Origin of the sequence: Pseudomonas sp. NPDC089396 (assembly GCF_044749545.1) — a bacterium.
Lineage (GTDB): Bacteria > Pseudomonadota > Gammaproteobacteria > Pseudomonadales > Pseudomonadaceae > Aquipseudomonas.
This window is the reverse complement of the sequence record NZ_JBIVIC010000006.1, coordinates 301,869-320,743: the sequence shown is the minus strand read 5'-3', so window position 1 is coordinate 320,743 and position 18,875 is coordinate 301,869. Positions and strand designations below refer to the sequence as shown.

The following is an 18,875-nucleotide window of genomic DNA, read 5'->3' as shown; positions in this document are numbered from 1 at the left end:
ACCGGCCCTATCGCCGGCAAGCCGGCTCCCACAAGGAACTCACCGCGCTTCATGTGGGAGCCGGCTTGCCGGCGATAGGGCCAGCACAGCCAACACCTCAATCGGCGATGAAACTCACCCGCACCTTCAACCCGCCCTTCTCCCCATCATGCAGGCTGATCTGCGCCAGATGCGCGCGACAGATCTCGCCCACAATGGCCAACCCCAGGCCAGTACCCTGGGCGCCGCGCCGATAGAAGCGCTCGAACACCCGCTCACGCTCCGCCTCGGGAATGCCCGGCCCATCATCCTCGACCTCCAGCACCGCCGGCGCCAGCGCCCGCAGGATCACATTGCCCCCTGCCGGCGTATGCGCCAGGGCGTTGTCCACCAGATTGCTCAACAGCTCGTTGAGCAAGGTCGGCTCGCCCTTGAGCCAGACCGGCGCCTCGGCCTCCAGCGCCAATGCCACGCCGCGATGGTGCGCCAATGGCGCCATGGCCATGCCCAGCTCGCGCGCCAGCTGGCTCAGGTCCAGACGCTGTGCCCCACCTTCGGCGATCGCGCGGGCACCGTTTTCCACCCGCGCCAACGACAACAGCTGATTGGCCAGGTGAGTCAGGCGGTCAGTCCCTTGGGCCGCGGACTCCAGGGTCTGGCGCCACTCCTCGGGCTGCTGCGAACGCAAGCCCAGCTCCACCCGTGCCTTGAGCGCCGCCAACGGTGTGCGCAACTCGTGGGCGGCCTCGGCGATGAACTGCGCCTGGCGCTCGAACTGCTCGCGCAAACGCTCGGTGAAGTGGTTCAGGGCGCGCACCAGTGGCCCCAGTTCCCGCTGCACCTGCACCACCGGCAGCGCCCGCAGGTCGTCCGGCTGGCGCTCTTCCACCGCCGTGCGCAGGCGCTCCAGGGGACGCAGCGCCGCGCTCACCGCAAACGACACCAGCACCAACGCACCGAGCGCCAGCATGCCCAGGCGCAGCAAGGTGTCGGCCATCAGCCCACGGGCCATGCGCACCCGCGCCTCCTCGGTCTCGGCCACGCGGATTTCCGCCATGCCATTCATGTTCGGTTCGCTCACGGGTTTGAGCAGGCTCACCACACGCACGTCCTGGCCCAGATAAGTGGCGTTGTAGAAACGCGCCAGCGCCGGGTAGTCATCGGTACGCGGCGTGCCGGGCGGCGGCGGTGGCAGTTTCTCGTAACCCGAAATGAGCTTCTGGTTGATGTCCAGCACCTGGTAGTAGATCCGCCCGGCACTGTCGTAGGCGAAGGTGTCCAGCGCCACGTAGGGCACGTCCGCGCTCAGGGTGCCGTCGCGCTGGGACAGGCCGGCGGCGATGGTCCTGGCCGAAGCCAGCAAGGTCCGATCGTACGCGGTGTCGGCAGCCTCACGGCCGTTCCAGTAGGCGCTCAGGCCGCTGGCCAGCATCAGCACCACCAGCAACAGCGCCAGGTTGCCCAGCAGTCGTCCGCGCAGGCTGCCGTTGTCACGCATCGCGGTGCTCGAGCAGATAGCCCAGGCCACGGAAGGTCACGATGGCCACCGGGTGGCCGTCGAGCTTCTTGCGCAGCCGGTGGATGTAGATCTCGATGGCGTCGGGGCTGGCCTCTTCGTCCAGGCCAAAGACTTGGGCGGCCAATTGCTCCTTGCTCATCACCCGCCCCGGCCGAGCGATCAGCGCTTCGAGCACGCTCTGCTCGCGCAAGGTCAGTGTCAGGTTGTCTTCGCCCAGGCTGAAACGGCGGGTATCGAGGTCGTACACCAACGGCCCGCAGCGCTGCTGGCGCTCGCCACCGAGCACGCTGCGCCGCAGCAGGGCCTTGACCCGCGCCTCCAGCTCGGTCAACTCGAAGGGCTTGGCCAGATAATCGTCGGCGCCAAGGTTCAGGCCGTGCACACGGTCCTTCACATCGCTGCGCGCGGTCAGCATCAGCACCGGCAGGGTCTTGCCGCGGCCACGCAAGCGCGCCAGCACTTCGAAGCCGTCCATGCGCGGCAACCCCACGTCGAGCACGGCAACGGCGTACTCCTCGCTGGCCAGGGCCAGGTCGGCGGCCACGCCATCGTGCAATACATCCACGGTCAGGCCATGGCTTTTCAGGGCCTGGGCCACGCTTTCGGCCAGTTGCAGGTGGTCTTCGACCAACAGCACACGCATCGGATTCTCCCTGCTCAGGTGGGGGCGGTGGCGCGGAGTGTACCGCTGTCGCCCGGCCTTTGAAGCCCTTTGTGACAAACCTTTCTCGCTGAAAGGTTAGCGAAAGGTTGGTTGCCTAGCATCGCACCACGGTCGCCCCGCGCGCCGAAAAAAAGCACCAGCAAGGTGCAACGAATAAGAACAATAAACGGAGCCACCCCGATGCTGTCATCGCAGCTGCAGGCATTCGCACCTGCCCGTTCCCTGTCCGCACGCCCCTCGGCCATCGCCAGTGCCCTGGCACTTGCCGGTGTCGCCCCGATGAGCCAGGCCGCCTTCTTCGAAGACAGCTCGGCGACCTTCGAAACCCGCAACATGTACTTCAACCGCGACTTCCGCGATGGCACCAGCGCGCAGCAATCCAAGCGTGACGAATGGGCCCAGGGCTTTCTGCTCAATTTCGAGTCCGGCTACACCGACGGCAACGTCGGCTTCGGCCTGGATGCGCTGGGCATGCTGGGCATCAAGCTCGACTCCAGCCCCGACCGCACCGGCACCGGCCTGTTGCCGACCCATGACGACGGCAAGGCCGCCGACGAATACGCCAAGCTAGGCCTGACCGGCAAGGTGAAAGTGTCGAAGACCGAACTGAAGATCGGCACCCTCATCCCTGAACTGCCGACCCTGCAGCCCAACGACGGCCGCATCCTGCCGCAAACCTTCGAGGGCGGCCTGCTCACCTCCCAGGAGATCAAGGGCCTGACCTTCACCGGCGGGCGCCTGGACAAGGCCAAGGACCGCGACGACACCAACTGGGAAGACCTGGCCCTCAACAACAAGAACGGACGCTTCGGCGGCACCTTCAGCGCCGACAACCTCGACCTGGCCGGCCTGGACTACACGTTCACCGACCGCATCACCGGCAGCTACCACTTCGCCCAGCTCGACGACATCTACCGCCAGCACTTCATCGGCCTGCTCGCCACCCAGCCCTGGGGCCCTGGCACCTTTGGCGCCGACCTGCGCCTGGCGGTCAGCGACGACCAGGGCGCGGCCAAGGCCGGCAACATCGACAACACCACCGTCAACGGCATGCTCAGCTACGCCCTGGGCGGGCACAAGGTCAGCGCCGCCTACCAGCATCTGTCCGGCGACAGCGCCTTCCCCTACGTCGATGGCGCCGACCCGTACCTGGTCAACTTCGTCCAGATCAACGACTTCGCCGGTGCCGACGAGCGCTCCTGGCAAGCACGCTACGACTACAACTTCGCAGCGCTCGGTATCCCCGGCCTGACCTTCATGACCCGCTACATCAACGGCGACAACGTCAGCCGTGCCGATGGCAGCGAGGGCAAGGAATGGGAACGCAACACCGAGTTCAAGTACGTGGTACAAAGCGGCCCGTTGAAAGACGTCGCCGTGCGCCTTCGCAACGCCACCTTCCGTTCCAACTTCACTCGCGACGCCGACGAAGTGCGGCTGCTGGTGAGTTACAGCGTGGCGCTGTGGTAGCCAATAGCAGTCACCCATAACAACAACGCTCACGGAGATAGACGATGACCTTTTCACTGCGCCGCCTCGTTCTGGCTACCGGTTGCCTGCTGTTGGCCGGCAATGCCCTCGCTGCCGAACCGAAACGCCCCGAATGCATCGCCCCGGCTTCGCCCGGCGGCGGTTTCGACCTGACCTGCAAGCTGGTGCAGAGCGCGCTGGTGCAGGAGAAGATCCTCAGCAAGCCGATGCGTGTGACCTACATGCCTGGCGGTGTCGGCGCGGTGGCCTACAACGCCGTGGTGGCCCAGCGCCCGGCCGATGCCGGCACCCTGGTGGCCTGGTCCAGCGGCTCGCTGCTGAACCTGGCCCAGGGCAAGTTCGGCCGCTTCGACGAAAACGCAGTGAAATGGCTGGCGGCGGTCGGCACCAGCTACGGCGCCATCGCGGTGAAGAGCGATTCGCCCTACAAGACCCTCGATGACCTGGTCGCGGCCCTGAAGAAAGACCCGGGCAAAGTGGTGATCGGCTCCGGCGGCACCGTCGGCAGCCAGGACTGGATGCAGACCGCACTGATCGCCAAGGCCGCCGGCATCAACCCGCGCGACCTGCGCTACGTGGCCCTGGAAGGCGGCGGCGAAATCGCCACTGCGCTGCTCGGCGGCCATATCCAGGTGGGCTCCACCGACATTTCCGACTCCATGCCGCATATCCAGAGCGGCAACATGCGCATCCTCGCGGTGTTCTCGGAAAACCGCCTGGACGAGCCGGAGATGAAGGACATCCCGACCGCCAAGGAGCAGGGCTACGACATCGTCTGGCCGGTGGTGCGTGGCTTCTACCTCGGGCCGAAGGTGAGCGACGAAGAATACGCCTGGTGGAAGGAATCGTTCGACAAGATGCTCGCCTCCGAAGACTTCGCCACGCTGCGTGACCAGCGCGAGCTGTTCCCGTTCGCCATGACCGGTGCAGAGCTGGACGGCTATGTGAAGAAGCAAGTGGCCGACTACAAGGCGCTGGCCAAGGAATTTGGCCTGATTCAGTAAGCCCGGGTTGCCTGTACTGGCCTCATCGCCGGCAAGCCGGCTCCCACAGGTACAGCGGTGCTCCCACTGTGGGAGCCGCTTTGCCGGCGATGAAGCCCGCATGGCCACTACCTGCCCCCACGAGGATTCCCCAATGATCCTGCAACGTATCTTCGCCCTGGCCCTGCTGGCGGTGTGCGCCGCCCTGGCCGTGATGGCCTGGCCCTACCAGGCCGCGTTTTCCTATGAACCGGTGGGCCCACGTGCCTACCCGCTGCTGATGCTCGGCCTGATGAGCCTGGGGCTGCTCTACCTCGCTATCCGCCCGACGCCGATCGTGCGCAAGGACGACGAGCCCGAGCTGGACCGCGAAACCCTGACCAAGATCGGCTTCTGCATCGGCCTGCTGATCGTCTTCGCTGCAACGTTCGAGGCCCTGGGCTTCATCCTCAGCGCCATCCTGGTCGGCATCCCCATGGCCCGCCTGTACGGCGGCCGCTGGCTGCACAGCGCCATCGTGGTGGTGGGCATGAGCCTGTTCCTCTACTGGCTGTTCGACCGCGTGATGGATGTGCCCCTGCCCCTTGGCCTGCTGAGCGTACTGGAGAACTGACACATGGATACCTTGAGCTACCTGGGCCAGGGCTTCGGCGTCGCCCTGAGCCCGTACAACCTGGTTACCGCCCTCTCGGGCACCCTGATCGGCACCGTGGTCGGCCTGCTGCCGGGCCTGGGCCCGATCAACGGCGTGGCCTTGCTGATCCCGATCGCCTTCGCCCTCGGCCTGCCGCCGGAATCGGCACTGATCCTGCTGGCCGCGGTATACCTGGGCTGTGAGTACGGTGGGCGGATCAGTTCGATCCTGCTGAACATCCCGGGCGAGGCCTCGACGGTGATGACCACCCTCGACGGCTACCCGATGGCACGCAATGGCCTGGCCGGTGTGGCCCTGTCGCTGTCGGCCTGGAGTTCGTTCATCGGCGCCTTCATCGCCACCTGCGGCATGGTGCTGTTCGCCCCGCTGCTGGCGAAATGGGCGATCGCCTTTGGCCCGGCGGAGTATTTCGTGCTGATGGTGTTCGCCATCGTCGCCCTGGGCGGCATGGCGGGCGACAAACCGCTGAAGACCTTCATCGCGGCGCTGATTGGCCTGTTCCTGTCGGCGGTCGGCATCGATGCCAACAGCGGCGTATACCGCTTCACCGGTGACAGCGTGCACCTGGCCGACGGCATCCAGTTCGTGGTGCTGGTGCTGGGCCTGTTCTCGATCAGTGAAATCCTCCTGCTGCTGGAAAAGACCCACCATGGCCACCAGGCGGTCAAGGCCACCGGGCGCATGCTGTTCAACTTCAAGGAAGCGGCCTCGGTGTTCGTGGTCAACCTGCGCTGCGGCCTGCTCGGTTTCATCATGGGCGTGCTGCCGGGCGCCGGCGCTACCTTGGCCAGTGCCGTGGCCTACATGACCGAGAAACGCATCGCGGGTGAGAGCGGCAAGTTCGGCAAGGGCGATGCCCGTGGCCTGGCCGCCCCGGAAACCGCCATCGGCGCCTCCTGCTGCGGCGCCCTGGTACCGATGCTGACCCTGGGTGTGCCGGGTTCAGGCACCACCGCGGTGATGATTGGCGCACTCACCTTGTACAACATCACCCCGGGGCCGATGTTGTTCGAGCAGCAACCGGACATCGTCTGGGGCCTGATCGCCTCGCTGTTCATCGCCAACATCATGCTGGTGATCCTGAACATCCCGATGATCCGTATCTTCACCCGCATCCTTGCCGTGCCGAACTGGGCGCTGGTGCCGGTGATCGCGATCATCACCGGAATCGGCGTGTACGCCGTGCATGCCACCACCTTCGACCTGTTCCTGATGGTCGGCATCGGCATCATGGGCTACATCCTGCGCAAGCTGGACTTCCCGCTGTCGCCGATCCTGCTGGGCTTCATTCTTGGCGGGCTGATGGAGCAGAACCTGCGCCGCGCGCTGTCGATCTCCAACGGCGAGCTGGGCATTCTCTGGTCGAGCCCGATCAGCATGGGCATGTGGGCACTGGTGGTGTGCATGCTTGGTCTGCCTCTGCTGCGTATCTGGCGTAAACGCAGCCTGCAACGCCGGGCGCTGGCCGATGCCTGATCGGTCGTTGCAGCTGTTCTGGGCAACCGGGCTGGTCGGCCTTGCGGGCGGGTTTCTCGCCAGCAAGGTCGGCTGGCCTTTGCCGTGGATGGTCGGCTCGCTGCTGGCGATCATCCTGGTACGCTGCCTGACGCCCTGGCAGCTGTCGGAAATCCCCCATGGCCGCAAATGCGGGCAATGCATCATCGGCCTGGGTATCGGCCTGCACTTCACCCCGGCAGTGATCGAACAGGTGGCCAGCCACCTCGTGCTGATCTTCTGCGCGGCCCTGTTCACCACCCTTTCCAGCGTGATCGGCGTGTGGCTGCTGCGGCGCACCGGTGAAGACCGGGCCACGGCGTTTTTCGCCAGCATGCCTGGCGGTTCGGGGGAGATGGTCAACCTCGGTGCGCGCAATGGCGCGGAGCTCAGCCAGGTGGCGGCGGCGCAGAGCTTGCGCGTGCTGGCAGTGGTGCTGTGCGTGCCGGCGCTGTTCAAGTTTCTGATCGGTGACGGTGTCGCCCTGAATCACGCTGGCAGTGTCAGCTGGGGTTGGCTGGCGTTGATCGTGCCCGTGGGTGTGGCGGTCGGTTTCATCTGGCAACGCTTGCGTCAACCCAACCCCTGGCTGTTCGGGCCCTTGCTGGTGGCGGCTGCGGTGAGTCTGGCGGCCAACCTGCAGATCGCCCTGCCCAATGGCGCCAGCCAGATCGGCCAATGGTTGATCGGCAGCGGGCTGGCCTGCCACTTCAACCGCGCGTTCTTTCGGCGGGCACCGTCGTTCCTCGGGCGCACGCTGGTGGCCACGGCGTTGTGCATGCTGATTGCTGGCGCTGCGGCCTGGGGATTGAGCGTGATGACAGGGCTGGATCTGCGTTCGCTGACCTTGGGCATGATGCCAGGCGGCATTGCCGAGATGAGCCTGACGGCGGAGACCTTGCAGTTGTCGGTGCCGCTGGTGACGGCGTTGCAGGTGATGCGGCTGTTGTTCGTGCTGTTTCTGGCGGAGCCGCTGTTCAGATTGTGGAATGCTGATCAGCAGTGATCGTGGCGCCCTCATCGCCGGCAAGCCGGCTCCCACAGCAACCCCACCGCTCTCAAGGGCAGTGGGGTTCCTGTGGGAGCCGGCTTGCCGGCGATTGGGCCACCACTAAAGCGGCGGCAACGCCCAGTTGATCGGCGCCAGCCCACGCTGCTCCAGGAAACCATTGGCCCGGCTGAAGTGCCCACAGCCAAGGAACCCGCGGTAAGCCGACAACGGCGAAGGATGCACCGACTTCAGCACCAGGTGCTTGGTGCCATCGATCAACTTCTGCTTGCTCTGGGCATGCGCGCCCCACAGCAGGAACACCACGTTCGGGCACTGCTCGCTGACCACCTGGATAACCCGGTCGGTAAAGAACTCCCATCCCTTCTTGGCATGCGAAGCGGCATTGGCGCGCTCGACGGTCATGGTCGTGTTCAGCAACAACACGCCCTGCTCGGCCCAGCTCTGCAGGTAGCCATGACTGGCGATGGGAATGTTCAGGTCGCGCTGCAGCTCCTTGTAGATGTTCACCAGCGAAGGCGGCGTCGCTACGCCCGGCTGCACCGAGAAGCACAGGCCATGGGCCTGGCCGGGGCCGTGATACGGGTCCTGGCCGAGGATCACCACCTTCACCTGCTGCAGCGGCGTGGAGTTGAGCGCGTTGAAAATCATCGGCCCCGGCGGGTAGATCTCTTTGCCGGCTGCGTATTCCTCGCGCAGGAATTCGCGCAGCTTGTGCATGTAGGGCTGGTCGAACTCGGCGCGCAGTGCAGCCTTCCAACCGGGTTCGAGTTTGATGCGATCGTCGTCAGTCATGGGGCCATCCGTTAACAATGGCGCGACACTAGGTAAGCCATCCACCCTTGTCAATCGATCCGACCGACGACCGGCATGATTGGCTACGCAGGCCATACTAGGGTGATGACTTGTGCGAGGTAGTCCATGTCCATTCATTGCGAGGTACTCACCGGCGTCGATGGCGCCCGCATCGGCGTTGCTACCCTGGATGCTCCCAAGGCACTCAATGCCCTCAACCTGCCGATGATCGAAGTGCTCGGCGAACAGCTGCACGAATGGGCCCGCGACCCCGGCGTGGTCTGCGTGCTGCTGCGTGGCAACGGCGCGAAGGCGTTCTGCGCCGGGGGCGACGTCCGGGCCCTGGCCCAAGCCTGCCGTAACCACCCAGGCAGCGTACCGCCGCTGGCGGCCACCTTTTTCGCCGCCGAGTATCGCCTCGACTATCTGTTGCATACCTACCCCAAGCCGCTGCTGTGCTGGGGGCACGGACATGTGCTGGGAGGCGGCATGGGGCTGTTGCAAGGGGCCAGCGTGCGCATCGTCACGCCCAGCAGCCGGCTGGCGATGCCTGAAATCAGCATCGGCCTTTACCCCGATGTCGGCGCCAGCTGGTTCCTCGCTCGCCTGCCGGGCAAGCTTGGGCTGTTTTTCGGGCTGACCGGTGCGCCGATCAATGCCCGCGATGCGCTTGATCTCGACCTGGCGGATCGATTCTTCGGCGAGCACCAGCAGGAAGACCTGATCGACGACCTGCTGCAACTGAACTGGCAGGAGCAGACCGACTTGCAGCTCAACAGCCTGCTCAAGGCCGAGCAGCATCGTGCCAGTGAAGAGCTGCCGCAGGCGCAATGGCTACCTCGGCGTCGGGTGATCGACGAACTGCTCGATGTCGCCGACCCAGCCGCTGCATGGCATGCACTGGAAGGCTTGAAGCATCACAGTGACCCACTCCTTGCCGCCGCGGGCGAACGCCTGCACGAGGGCTGCCCGCTGACCGCGCACCTGGTCTGGGAGCAGATACACCGGGCCCGGCACCTGTCACTGGCGCAGGTATTCCAGATGGAGTACAGCATGAGCCTCAATTGCTGCCGTCATCCCGAGTTCAGAGAAGGCGTGCGCGCCCGCTTGCTCGACAAGGACAACCAGCCACACTGGCACTGGCCGGATGTGGCGCAAGTGCCGGCGGCGGTGGTCGAGGCGCATTTCGTGAAAGTGTGGGAAGGGCGACATCCCTTGGCAGACCTGGCCTGACGTGACGGGCCCCATCGCCGGCAAGCCGGCTCCCACAGGGACCGCACAGCTTTTAAATGCGGTGATTTTCCTGTGGGAGCCGGCTTGCCGGCGATGAGGCCAGTCCCGCCAACACGGTCCCTTCAACCCTCATCGCTGCCAGTTGCGATCCCTTCCGTGCCCGTTGGAATGCCAGCGGTCATTCGGATAACGCTGGCTGCCATTGCGGTAGTCGTGACGATCGCGATCGCGCCCATAGTCATAACGCTGGCGATTGCCATAGTCGTAACGCGGATTGCCGTGCCACTGGTTCATGCCCGGCTGCGGATAGGGCCTGTAATGCGGCACGGGCGCCGGCCGGTAGTAACGCGGTGCGGGCTGGTAGTAACGCGGTGCCGTCTGGTAGTAGTAGCGCGGTTGTGGCGTTACATAGTACCGGTCGTAACGGTAGTAACCCGGCGACACGTAGCGATCGCTGGTGTAGTAGTCCGAGCGATAATAGCTGCCGCCTTCGTAGTAGGGTACGCACGCGCAAGTCATCAGCCCCGTGAGGGCTACCAACAGCATTCGATAGGACATGGCGGCCTCCTGGACCGCTGGGGTGCCCGAACAGCGGCGCTGGCGAGCGTCGATTGAAAAGCGTTCATCGACACTGAATAAGACCGTTGCGCCAAGGTGCAGTGCCATTTCTGCAACAATTGGAAACAGCTCCACTCACTTGATAACTGCAGCCCGGAAACGACCATGATTGACCAACAGCACTGCCCCGCCTGTGGCGCCCTCAACCAGTGCGCCCTGGCCGACCCGCGCAGCGCCACGCAAGCGTGCTGGTGCTATGCCGTGACCATCGCCCCTGCCGTCCTGCAGGCCCTGCCTGCCGAGCTGCGCGACAAGGCCTGCCTGTGCCCGCGCTGTGCCCAGGTGCTGGATCAACTTCAGCAAACATCCAGCGATCGAGGGTAAAAAACGCTAGACTGCGCGCCCATCGTCCAACTGCCTTGCCACCATGCGCCTCGACCGTTTCCTCGCCAACCTGCCCTGCTATAACCGCCAGCAAGTGCGCCTGCTGCTGGTGCAGCGCCGCGTGCGCGTGGACGCCAAGGTGGTGACCGACCCAAAGGCCGAGGTGCGCGAATTCAGCAGTGTCGAAGTGGACGATCAGCTGCTCCAGGCAGGCCGTCCAGCGCGCTATCTGATGTTGCACAAACCGGCCGGCTGCGTGAGCGCCACCCACGACCCGCAGCACCGCACGGTGCTGGACCTGTTGCCCACCGAGCTACGTGACGACCTGCACATCGCCGGGCGGCTGGACTACAACACCACCGGCCTGCTGATCCTGACCAATGATGGCCAGTGGTCACGGCGCCTGACCCAACCGACCACCAAGCTGCCCAAGCATTACCTGGTGGAAACCGAGGACGAAATCGGCGCTCACTATGTCGCCAAATTTCGCGAGGGCTTCTACTTCGCCTTCGAAGACCTCACCACCCTGCCCGCCCAACTCGACATCCTGGGCCCGCGCCAGGCGCGGTTGGCGATCGTCGAGGGACGTTATCACCAGGTCAAGCGCATGTTCGGGCATTTCGACAACAAGGTGGTGGGGTTGCATCGGGAAAGCATGGGGACGATCCAGCTGGACCCCCGGTTGGCGCCGGGGGAGTTCAGGGCATTGACGGGTGATGAGATCGCCACGGTCTAGGTTGTCTGGTCGGGCCTCATCGCCGGCAAGCCGGCTCCCACAGGGTGTCCGCAGTACTCAGGACCGGTGGCGAACCTGTGGGAGCCGGCTGCCGGCGAAAGGGCCGGAACAGACAGCGCAGCGTCGTCATACGACCACCCAGCGGCAAAAGTCACATATTTGCGCCAACGGCACTTGCGAGAACCCCAACCCACTGCTTGAATCCTAACTCGTCAGTCTGTGCGTGACTCATGAGTCACATTTGCAGTCGAAGACACCTTTTCGCCGGCTACCCAATGCCTAGATGCCTTGGGGCACGGCGAATTGCCCGCCTAAAACAATACCGTCGACACGTGTACGAAGGATCGACACAGGGCCCCCGGTTTTTCTTCAGGCAAATGCCTACCTGTCATATTGAACGTGCACCCTAGGTGACGCGAATACCCTTTTTGCGCCAGGAGTCGATGACATGAGGCCAGAAATCGCTGTACTTGATATCCAAGGTCAGTATCGGGTTTACACGGAGTTCTATCGCGCGGATGCGGCCGAGAAAACGATCATCCTGATCAATGGTTCGCTGGCCACCACGGCCTCGTTCGCCCAGACGGTGCGTAACCTGCACCCGCAATTCAACGTCGTGCTGTACGACCAGCCCTACGCTGGCAAGTCCAAGCCGCACAACCGCCAGGAACGCTTCATCAGCAAGGAGACCGAGGCGCATATCCTCCTTGAGCTGATCGAGCACTTCCAGGCCGACCACGTGATGTCGTTCTCCTGGGGCGGTGCGGGCACGCTGCTGGCGCTGGCGCACCAGCCGCGGCGGGTGAAGAAGGCGGTGGTCAGTTCGTTCTCGCCGGTGATCAACGAACCGATGCGCGACTACCTCGACCGTGGCAGCCGGTACCTGGCGGCCTGCGATCGCTACCAGGTCGGCAACCTGGTCAACGACACCATCGGCAAGCACCTGCCATCGCTGTTCAAACGCTTCAACTACCGCCACGTGAGCGGCCTGGACAGCCATGAGTATGCGCAGATGCACTTCCACATCAACGAAGTGCTGCAACATGACCTGGAACGGGCGCTCAAAGGCGCGCGCAACATCGACATCCCGGTGCTGTTCATCAACGGCGACCGTGACGAGTACACCACCGCTGAAGACGCCCGGCAGTTCGGTCATCATGTCGACAAGAGTCATTTCACGGTGATACGCGATGCTGGCCACTTCCTCGACATGGAGAACAAGTCGGCCTGCGAGGACACCCGCAGCGCACTGCTCGACTTCCTCAAACCCACCGTGCGCGAGCCGCGGCCGCGCAACCCGTACACGGCCCAAGGGCAACATGCATGGGCTATCTGAGTGAATCGGCGTCCTGTAGCCACCACCCGCAGGCTAAGGACGCCGACAGCCTTTTTATAACTGGGGCTTCTAATTCGATGAGGGTTCTGGTAAAAAGTCGAGCGCAGACGCGGGTATAGTTTAATGGTAGAACAGTAGCTTCCCAAGCTTCCGACGAGGGTTCTTATTGGACACGCCGCTTCAGTGCACCGTGTAGGCAAAAAAGCGGGTATAGTTGAATGGTACAACTATTGCTTCCCAAGCAATCGGTGAGGGTTCGATTCCCTCTACCCGCTCCACCTCTGCTCTAACTCGTTGATTCCTGTGGAGTTTTATGAGTTCGGAGCAAGCCGTCGCGTGAGTCCTACTACAAAGGACTCATACACGTGGCACAGCGCAACAACCTCTACCGCCGTTCGAGCGGAATCTATGTCCTTCGCCTGACCGTCCCGGCCCGCTTTCGCCTTCTGCTAGGGCAGAGAGAGATTCACGCGTCGACCGCCACCAGCAACCCGGCTCAAGCGAGAACTGTTGCATGCCGACTGCTGGGTCTCTGGGACCAATGCCTAAGCGAGCTTGAAATGGTTGACCGTGGACAAAAAAACACTGGGAGCGAACCGGCGCCCAAGGGGGTTATAAGCGTCAACGAAATCAGCGAAGCGACCGGACTTCAAGTCAGTTTCATTCTGCGGGAGCTGCTGAACCACCGAATACCGATCATGGCCGAGGTTAATTCGCAGCCCGGTTATCTGGTGGATGACTTTCTAGAGGTCGACCGGGAAGCCGACACGGGCGGTTTCGTGCTCAATAGCGCATTCGAAGTCGGATCACCCCACGTTTTCAGCCGCTTTCTAAGGCCCTTCGACGAACGGCATACGATCCTCAACATTATTGAGTGCGGCTACGCGGAAGAGGTTGTGTTCAGGACGAATACGCGCCCTCGCGGTGCCGCATTCTTTGACCTACCCGGCATTCGACTGACCCCACGGTCGGTATTGCTCCTGAAAATCCACGCGGACCGGTTCAGCAGGACGGGGCCTTCAAGCGCCAGCCTCTCAGAGAGCCCTGCGCTTAACTCTGATGCACATAAAGGTCTTGCAGCGAACGGATTGACCTGTGAGAACTGCCGCCCTGAACGCGCCGACGAACGTGTCTCCTCGCTTATGGCGACCTTTTTCGAACGCAGGCAATCCAGTTGGAAGCCGGACCAGCAGAAAAAAATGGCAACGCAGTGTGGCACGTTCGTCGAACTGATGAACGACCCTCCATTAGGAGCGCTCAACCGTCAGATGATCTGGAGTTACGAAGCAAAACTTCGCAAGATGCCTGCGGATAGATACAACGCTGCTCGCCGACATAAAACGAATGAAGCGCACCGCCTTATAGCCTTGGCCGAAGAGCTTGGAGAGGACCGCTTGTCATCAACGAGTGTCGAGCGCTATCTAGACAACCTTTCAAGCATGTTTGCATGGGCGAAGCGCAACCAGATCCTCACTGGAAATCCTGCTGAACGAGCTATCGAAAAGCCGAAAAAGACGACCAGGGATCAGGATGACCGTTCGAAATTCGAGAGCACCGACCTAGACAAGATTTTCACCGCCCAGTGGTTTGCGACCGGCGCGGGTGAGAGAAACAAACACGGCCGATTCCACAGGTTCCGCCCCCATTTCTACTGGCTTCCTCTATTGGGACTCTACACTGGCGCACGGCTCAACGAGCTATCCCAGCTCTACACCAACGACGTCAAGGTGACTGAGGCGGGGGTGCTCTACCTAGACTTCAACCTCGATGGCGCAGATAAGGTCGACGCGGACGGATCTGATAAATCGCTCAAGACCGTCAACGCGAAGCGGATCGTTGCAGTTCATCCAAACCTCATCGAGCTGGGCCTGCACGACTACGTCAGAGCCCTGTCTGCGGCTGGACATTTGCGGCTGTTCCCTGAGCTTAAGCATGACGCGGTGAAAGGCTACGGCAAGCCGGCTGGCAGCTGGTTTAATGAGCGTTTTCTGGGCAACCAGTTGAAGATCCAGAGAGATGGAACGCGCACTTTCCACTCCTTCCGACACACGTTCATCACAGCCCTCAGCGAGCTGAATGTCCCTGCTGACATCCAGTCGCAGTTGGCCGGGCACAGTCGCGGCGGCACGATCACTCTGACCCGGTATCGGAAAGATGCCGAAGCTGATCGGCTGCTGGGCTACGTCAAGCAACTGGACTTCAAGCTACCGGCGATTGCTCCTTTCTCTATTGCCGATGGACTGGACGCTGTGAGAGACGCTTTGAGGCGAAAAGCAAAGCCAACACAATAAAATGCATGCCGGTCCAAGAGGTTTGCTCAAGCTTTCGGTAGCTCTCAGGGGGCACTCTGAGCCGCTGACGGGCATATGCTAGCTCGGCAGTTTTCAAGGTTTAGTCAACGCTGAGAGTGCTTCCCTAATGGCTGACGTGACGCCGGCTGGATTTGCAGTTGTGCCCAGTTTGGAGGGGGTTAAGCTACCCAAGCGGCAGCTTTCCCCGCATTTGCCAAACCATTATTCGGTGACGGAGCAGTCCACCCTCAAGAAGGGAAAAAGTTCGTCCGGATTACGGCACTCGCTGTTCAGCTTCGCTCGTGCTGCTTCTGCGAGCGCCTTGGTAGCGTAGCTTGGCTTCAGCCGCAATTTTTCTTGGTTGTCGTAGATGTCGAAGCCACCTGACACGGTAGCGGCATAGAAACGAGATCCCGATTGGAAGGATTCTTTTTCGATTGGCACAGCTGGAACGATAACAAATCTTGTTTGCATGATTCGTGCCTCCCCAGGCAGATACTTGAGTATTAGCCTGAAGGTTGGAAACCATCAATATGGTTCATCGAGACGAATCAATGGCGCTTCGTGCCAGTGGGTATATGCCCATCCGCTCGTGCGCCGTGGCGACCGGACCTCGATTTCCAACAGGCGGGGCGTGAGTGAGATTGCGCATACTGTAAAGCCCAAACGCTCTAAGCTCGCATGGTGCGATTTGAGGCGTTTTCAGCGCATCACCATGGCATGGGCGCAGTCAGACGGAAATCGCTTGTCCTGAGCGACTACAGAGGCCGTGCCGGACAATTCGGCGAATCTGGTTGCAGTGCGTAGGCAGTAGATTTTTCAAACCTGGACCTCGAACTGGGTGATACCCAGCAATTGAGGGCATTTCCCGTAGGTATAAGGTTTGCTGTGCGCTGGCCGATTTCGAAGCATGCTAGCCCTTCGTGACCTTACACAAAATCTAAGATATTGGTTTTTGAAGGGGGGGGTTGGTCAGTGCCCCTGCATGGGAGCAAGAGCAATCTACCGGGTTCACACTCTTTACTGTTTTTACAGTTATTAGGTCGGACGGAGGAAACCCTTTTCCAGCGCGGCTTCCACACGGCTTGATAGGTGAGATTTGTCACCTTTTTCTCCGCACGCCTTCTACAGGCTCAGTCGGCGGAGAGCACCTCTGACTGCATTCCGCAGCTCGTCGTCGGCTTCGAGGTGGGAGCTCTCTGCCCGTATCTTTCGAGACTTGTCGCGCCTTCCAATTGCATCAAAGCTGTGTATCCCCCGTTCGGAGGTAGCGTCATGTAACTGGCGATTTATCTTGATCGCCGTTAGCCTGAAAAGGTCAGCGCCAGCCATTTCCGCCGGTGCTCTGGGACGTCGAAACCGAAACAGTCCGGCGAGCTTGTCGAACCGGAAATGCTGCACATCAGACAGCAGGTAAAGCCCATATGACTGTGGTGCCGGCCCCTGTAGCGTTACTTCAACCCGGGCGCGCCATTGGTGTTCTGGGAGTGCTTTCTGGTTGTCGGTTCGCTTGAAATAACACTGCCAAGAAAGTGGGTCGCCCCTGTTGCCAATGCGAAAATTCAGGTTCGGGTCGAGTCGATCCCCGTGATGGTCGAGGTAACGATTCTGCTCGATGGCGGGGTCAAACTGGCGGTGCTTCGTTCCATCAGCATACAGGCTTGATTGCAGCCTGTGGGTCATCGCCAGCGTCTCGGGTATCGAACCCGCCTTGTGCCGGAAGTCGCAGGCCACCTCAATCGCAGTGATCTTGGGCTGCTCGACGAAAGGATATCGGGCAGACAGCTCGTCCAGCGCATTGGCTAAATTTGCATAGTCGTCCACATCATGAAATCGAATTCTGAACCCCGTGCCGACACTGCCTGCCTGTTTATCAAGCGTCTCGACCCAGAGCTTGGTGCCAGCTGTGCCGGTGCCGCTGGTTCTCAGTGTTTCTTGAAGGTGGTGGTGCTGCGTTGGTCTGGACGTCTTAATTGTGACGTCCAGCCAGTCAATGCAGGCCGTGACCTTGAAGGGTTTACGGCTGACCACGTCTGACCCGCTCACGGCAGCACACGAACTTTCCAAGAACGCTTGTCAGTCGGGTCGACCTCAAACTCACGCACCTGGAGCGAAATCGTCGCCGGGGATGGTGGCGCTACAGCGAGGACCGCGCCGATGAAGTCGGCGATATCTACGAGACTGTAGTAGGGACGTGACCCTTTGCCGTCATGGCTGCAAAGATACGGAATAAGCACTAACCCGAAGTATGTGCTTTTGCCGCGCCTCATATCGGCAAGCATATCGTCCCACGCACGAACCGCGCCGAGCTTGCTGCGCAAGATGTAGGCCGCTTCGCTGGCTGGAACCGTTTTCACTTTCATTGACCAATCCTCTTACAGGCGCTGACGACCTCTGCCATTTCCTGAATGATCGCCTCTGCTTCATCGACCTCAAGGCGGTAGACCATCAGCGGGTCTGTCATGACGAGTTGGATGTATGGCACGCCGTCCTGGACTTGAAGGTTGATTCCGTCGATCTTCAACTTACGACCAGTGGTGCTCCCGCCCTTTTCACCGATCCCAAAAGCCCGCATCGCTTCCGCTGCCCGGCCCGTGAGCTTCAGAGTTCCGAGCTGACGAGACTTTTCCCATTCGATGAACGCGGTCAAATCATCATGACGATAAAACACACCACCGGCCAAGCGCTCGAACGGAATACGATAAGAAACGGTGCGGGACTGGTTCCGATTGTTCTGCAACCAGTTTGCCCATTGCTCAATCGTCTTCGATGGCTCCAGCTCATGGAGCGTTTGTGCTGCGACGGTGTTGCTCACTAGTTCTTCACTCATGGTCGCCTCATCCAACAGTTCAGGTGAGCCAAAATTACCAACCAATCACACATCAGTCAATGATGATTTTAATTTGACTGACAAGCCCGCTTCAACCATCATGACCACACATTAAACGAACGTTTTGCAATGTAGTCAGGGGTGGTGCGAGATGCTAAAGAACGATTTTGTCAGCTACCTGCGTGTATCGACGCAGAAGCAAGGAAGCTCAGGCTTGGGGCTTGATGCTCAGCGTGCAGCCGTCGAGAGCTTTGTTGCAGGCACACGAGGCACGCTGATCGCTGAGTATCAGGAAGTGGAAACCGGAAAGGGTTCGGATGCGCTCTCAAAGCGTCCCACCTTGAAGGCCGCTCTTGAATTCTGCCGCAAGCATGGCGCAACCCTGGTCATTGCCAAACTGGACCGGCTCGCAAGGAACGTGCATTTCGTCTCGGGGCTGATGGAGTCCCGCGTCAGGTTTGTCGCTTGCGACATGCCCGAGGCTAACGAACTCACTATCCACATCATGGCCGCGTTCGCAGAGCACGAAGCAAAGCGCATCAGTCAGCGCACAAAGGAAGCGCTTGCAGTGGCAAAGGCTCGTGGCGTCGCACTCGGGACCGCAGGCGCCTCGAATCTGAAGCCGAATCTGGAAATGCGCCACCAAGCTGCTCAAGCGTTTGTAGAGCGGCTACGGGCTTTATTTGACCAAATGTCTGCGAAAGGTCTGTCTCAGCGAGCGATGGCTGAGGAGCTAAATAAGATCGGTAGCCCCGCGCCCAAAGGCGGCAAGTGGGGGCTAACCCAAGTCCAACGTGCAATAGCTCAACTACAGAACGCTTCGTGTGCCATTGACAAATGCTTTTGAGGTCATCAAATCTGATGAGCAAAGTATGCTCACCTTCAACGGCGAAGATGCAAACCTTCGCCGTCAGGTTA

General features: G+C 61.4%; 19 protein-coding genes and 1 tRNA gene. 12 read left to right on the top strand and 8 right to left on the bottom strand.

Annotation, left to right across the window (positions count from 1 at the left end; translation table 11 throughout):
• Window positions 1-97 precede the first annotated feature (97 nt).
• Entirely contained in the window at window positions 98-1,477 is a 1,380-nt protein-coding gene (locus ACIPZB_RS13920) for a sensor histidine kinase (RefSeq protein WP_400640771.1), read from the bottom strand.
• Window positions 1,470-2,141, bottom strand: a complete 672-nt coding sequence (locus tag ACIPZB_RS13915) for a response regulator (RefSeq protein ID WP_008095000.1) — start codon at window positions 2,139-2,141, stop codon at window positions 1,470-1,472. The genes ACIPZB_RS13920 and ACIPZB_RS13915 overlap by 8 nt, the downstream gene beginning before the upstream one ends.
• A gap of 201 nt (window positions 2,142-2,342) precedes the next feature.
• Between ACIPZB_RS13915 and ACIPZB_RS13910 the strand changes: the two genes are divergently transcribed.
• The 5 genes from ACIPZB_RS13910 (at window position 2,343) to ACIPZB_RS13890 (ending at window position 7,791) form a co-directional block, all read left to right on the top strand.
• Window positions 2,343-3,632 carry an OprD family porin gene (locus ACIPZB_RS13910; RefSeq protein WP_400640768.1) on the top strand — a complete coding sequence of 430 codons (1,290 nt, stop codon included), beginning with the start codon at window positions 2,343-2,345 and terminating at the stop codon, window positions 3,630-3,632.
• A gap of 44 nt (window positions 3,633-3,676) precedes the next feature.
• Window positions 3,677-4,657: a Bug family tripartite tricarboxylate transporter substrate binding protein gene (locus ACIPZB_RS13905; RefSeq protein ID WP_400640767.1), complete on the top strand. Its 981-nt coding sequence runs from the start codon at window positions 3,677-3,679 to the stop codon at window positions 4,655-4,657.
• Window positions 4,658-4,790: 133 nt separating this feature from the next.
• Window positions 4,791-5,249, top strand: a complete 459-nt coding sequence (locus ACIPZB_RS13900; RefSeq protein ID WP_400640765.1) for a tripartite tricarboxylate transporter TctB family protein — start codon at window positions 4,791-4,793, stop codon at window positions 5,247-5,249.
• Between the two features lie 3 nt (window positions 5,250-5,252).
• Complete coding sequence (locus ACIPZB_RS13895; protein ID WP_400640764.1) at window positions 5,253-6,767, top strand: tripartite tricarboxylate transporter permease; 1,515 nt, start codon at window positions 5,253-5,255, stop codon at window positions 6,765-6,767.
• Window positions 6,760-7,791: an AbrB family transcriptional regulator gene (locus ACIPZB_RS13890; protein WP_400640762.1), complete on the top strand. Its 1,032-nt coding sequence runs from the start codon at window positions 6,760-6,762 to the stop codon at window positions 7,789-7,791. The genes ACIPZB_RS13895 and ACIPZB_RS13890 overlap by 8 nt, the downstream gene beginning before the upstream one ends.
• A 105-nt stretch (window positions 7,792-7,896) precedes the next feature.
• On the opposite strand, the gene ung is transcribed toward ACIPZB_RS13890, so the two are convergent.
• Window positions 7,897-8,589: a uracil-DNA glycosylase gene (gene ung, locus ACIPZB_RS13885; RefSeq protein ID WP_400640760.1), complete on the bottom strand. Its 693-nt coding sequence runs from the start codon at window positions 8,587-8,589 to the stop codon at window positions 7,897-7,899.
• A 126-nt stretch (window positions 8,590-8,715) separates the two neighbouring features.
• Between ung and ACIPZB_RS13880 the strand changes: the two genes are divergently transcribed.
• On the top strand, window positions 8,716-9,822 hold the full coding sequence (locus ACIPZB_RS13880; protein WP_400640758.1) for an enoyl-CoA hydratase/isomerase family protein: 1,107 nt from the start codon (window positions 8,716-8,718) through the stop codon (window positions 9,820-9,822).
• A 129-nt stretch (window positions 9,823-9,951) separates the two neighbouring features.
• On the opposite strand, the gene ACIPZB_RS13875 is transcribed toward ACIPZB_RS13880, so the two are convergent.
• Window positions 9,952-10,380 carry a hypothetical protein gene (locus tag ACIPZB_RS13875; protein WP_400640757.1) on the bottom strand — a complete coding sequence of 143 codons (429 nt, stop codon included), beginning with the start codon at window positions 10,378-10,380 and terminating at the stop codon, window positions 9,952-9,954.
• Window positions 10,381-10,545: 165 nt separating this feature from the next.
• Between ACIPZB_RS13875 and ACIPZB_RS13870 the strand changes: the two genes are divergently transcribed.
• The 5 genes from ACIPZB_RS13870 (at window position 10,546) to ACIPZB_RS13850 (ending at window position 15,127) form a co-directional block, all read left to right on the top strand.
• Window positions 10,546-10,764, top strand: a complete 219-nt coding sequence (locus ACIPZB_RS13870) for a cysteine-rich CWC family protein (RefSeq protein WP_400640755.1) — start codon at window positions 10,546-10,548, stop codon at window positions 10,762-10,764.
• Window positions 10,765-10,807: 43 nt separating this feature from the next.
• Window positions 10,808-11,500 (top strand): pseudouridine synthase, encoded by a 693-nt coding sequence (locus ACIPZB_RS13865; RefSeq protein WP_400640753.1) that lies wholly within the window; start codon window positions 10,808-10,810, stop codon window positions 11,498-11,500.
• 448 nt (window positions 11,501-11,948) lie between these two features.
• The gene (locus tag ACIPZB_RS13860; RefSeq protein ID WP_400640751.1) at window positions 11,949-12,836 is read left to right on the top strand and encodes an alpha/beta fold hydrolase; all 888 of its coding nucleotides are present in this window, start codon (window positions 11,949-11,951) and stop codon (window positions 12,834-12,836) included.
• Window positions 12,837-13,040: 204 nt separating this feature from the next.
• Window positions 13,041-13,114 (top strand) — tRNA-Gly (locus ACIPZB_RS13855).
• A gap of 87 nt (window positions 13,115-13,201) precedes the next feature.
• Window positions 13,202-15,127 (top strand): DUF6538 domain-containing protein, encoded by a 1,926-nt coding sequence (locus ACIPZB_RS13850; protein ID WP_400640749.1) that lies wholly within the window; start codon window positions 13,202-13,204, stop codon window positions 15,125-15,127.
• Between the two features lie 222 nt (window positions 15,128-15,349).
• Here ACIPZB_RS13850 and ACIPZB_RS13845 read toward each other — a convergent pair whose 3' ends face one another.
• From ACIPZB_RS13845 to ACIPZB_RS13830, 4 genes are all read right to left on the bottom strand, one after another.
• Window positions 15,350-15,601, bottom strand: a complete 252-nt coding sequence (locus tag ACIPZB_RS13845) for a hypothetical protein (protein WP_400640748.1) — start codon at window positions 15,599-15,601, stop codon at window positions 15,350-15,352.
• A 651-nt stretch (window positions 15,602-16,252) separates the two neighbouring features.
• Window positions 16,253-17,158 carry a hypothetical protein gene (locus ACIPZB_RS13840; protein WP_400640747.1) on the bottom strand — a complete coding sequence of 302 codons (906 nt, stop codon included), beginning with the start codon at window positions 17,156-17,158 and terminating at the stop codon, window positions 16,253-16,255.
• Window positions 17,159-17,169: 11 nt separating this feature from the next.
• Window positions 17,170-17,490: a hypothetical protein gene (locus ACIPZB_RS13835; protein ID WP_400640745.1), complete on the bottom strand. Its 321-nt coding sequence runs from the start codon at window positions 17,488-17,490 to the stop codon at window positions 17,170-17,172.
• Entirely contained in the window at window positions 17,487-17,957 is a 471-nt protein-coding gene (locus ACIPZB_RS13830; RefSeq protein ID WP_400640744.1) for a hypothetical protein, read from the bottom strand. The genes ACIPZB_RS13835 and ACIPZB_RS13830 overlap by 4 nt, the downstream gene beginning before the upstream one ends.
• Window positions 17,958-18,108: 151 nt before the next feature.
• On the opposite strand from ACIPZB_RS13830, the gene ACIPZB_RS13825 reads away from it, so the two are divergent.
• Entirely contained in the window at window positions 18,109-18,804 is a 696-nt protein-coding gene (locus ACIPZB_RS13825; protein WP_400640742.1) for a recombinase family protein, read from the top strand.
• Window positions 18,805-18,875: the final 71 nt, after the last annotated feature.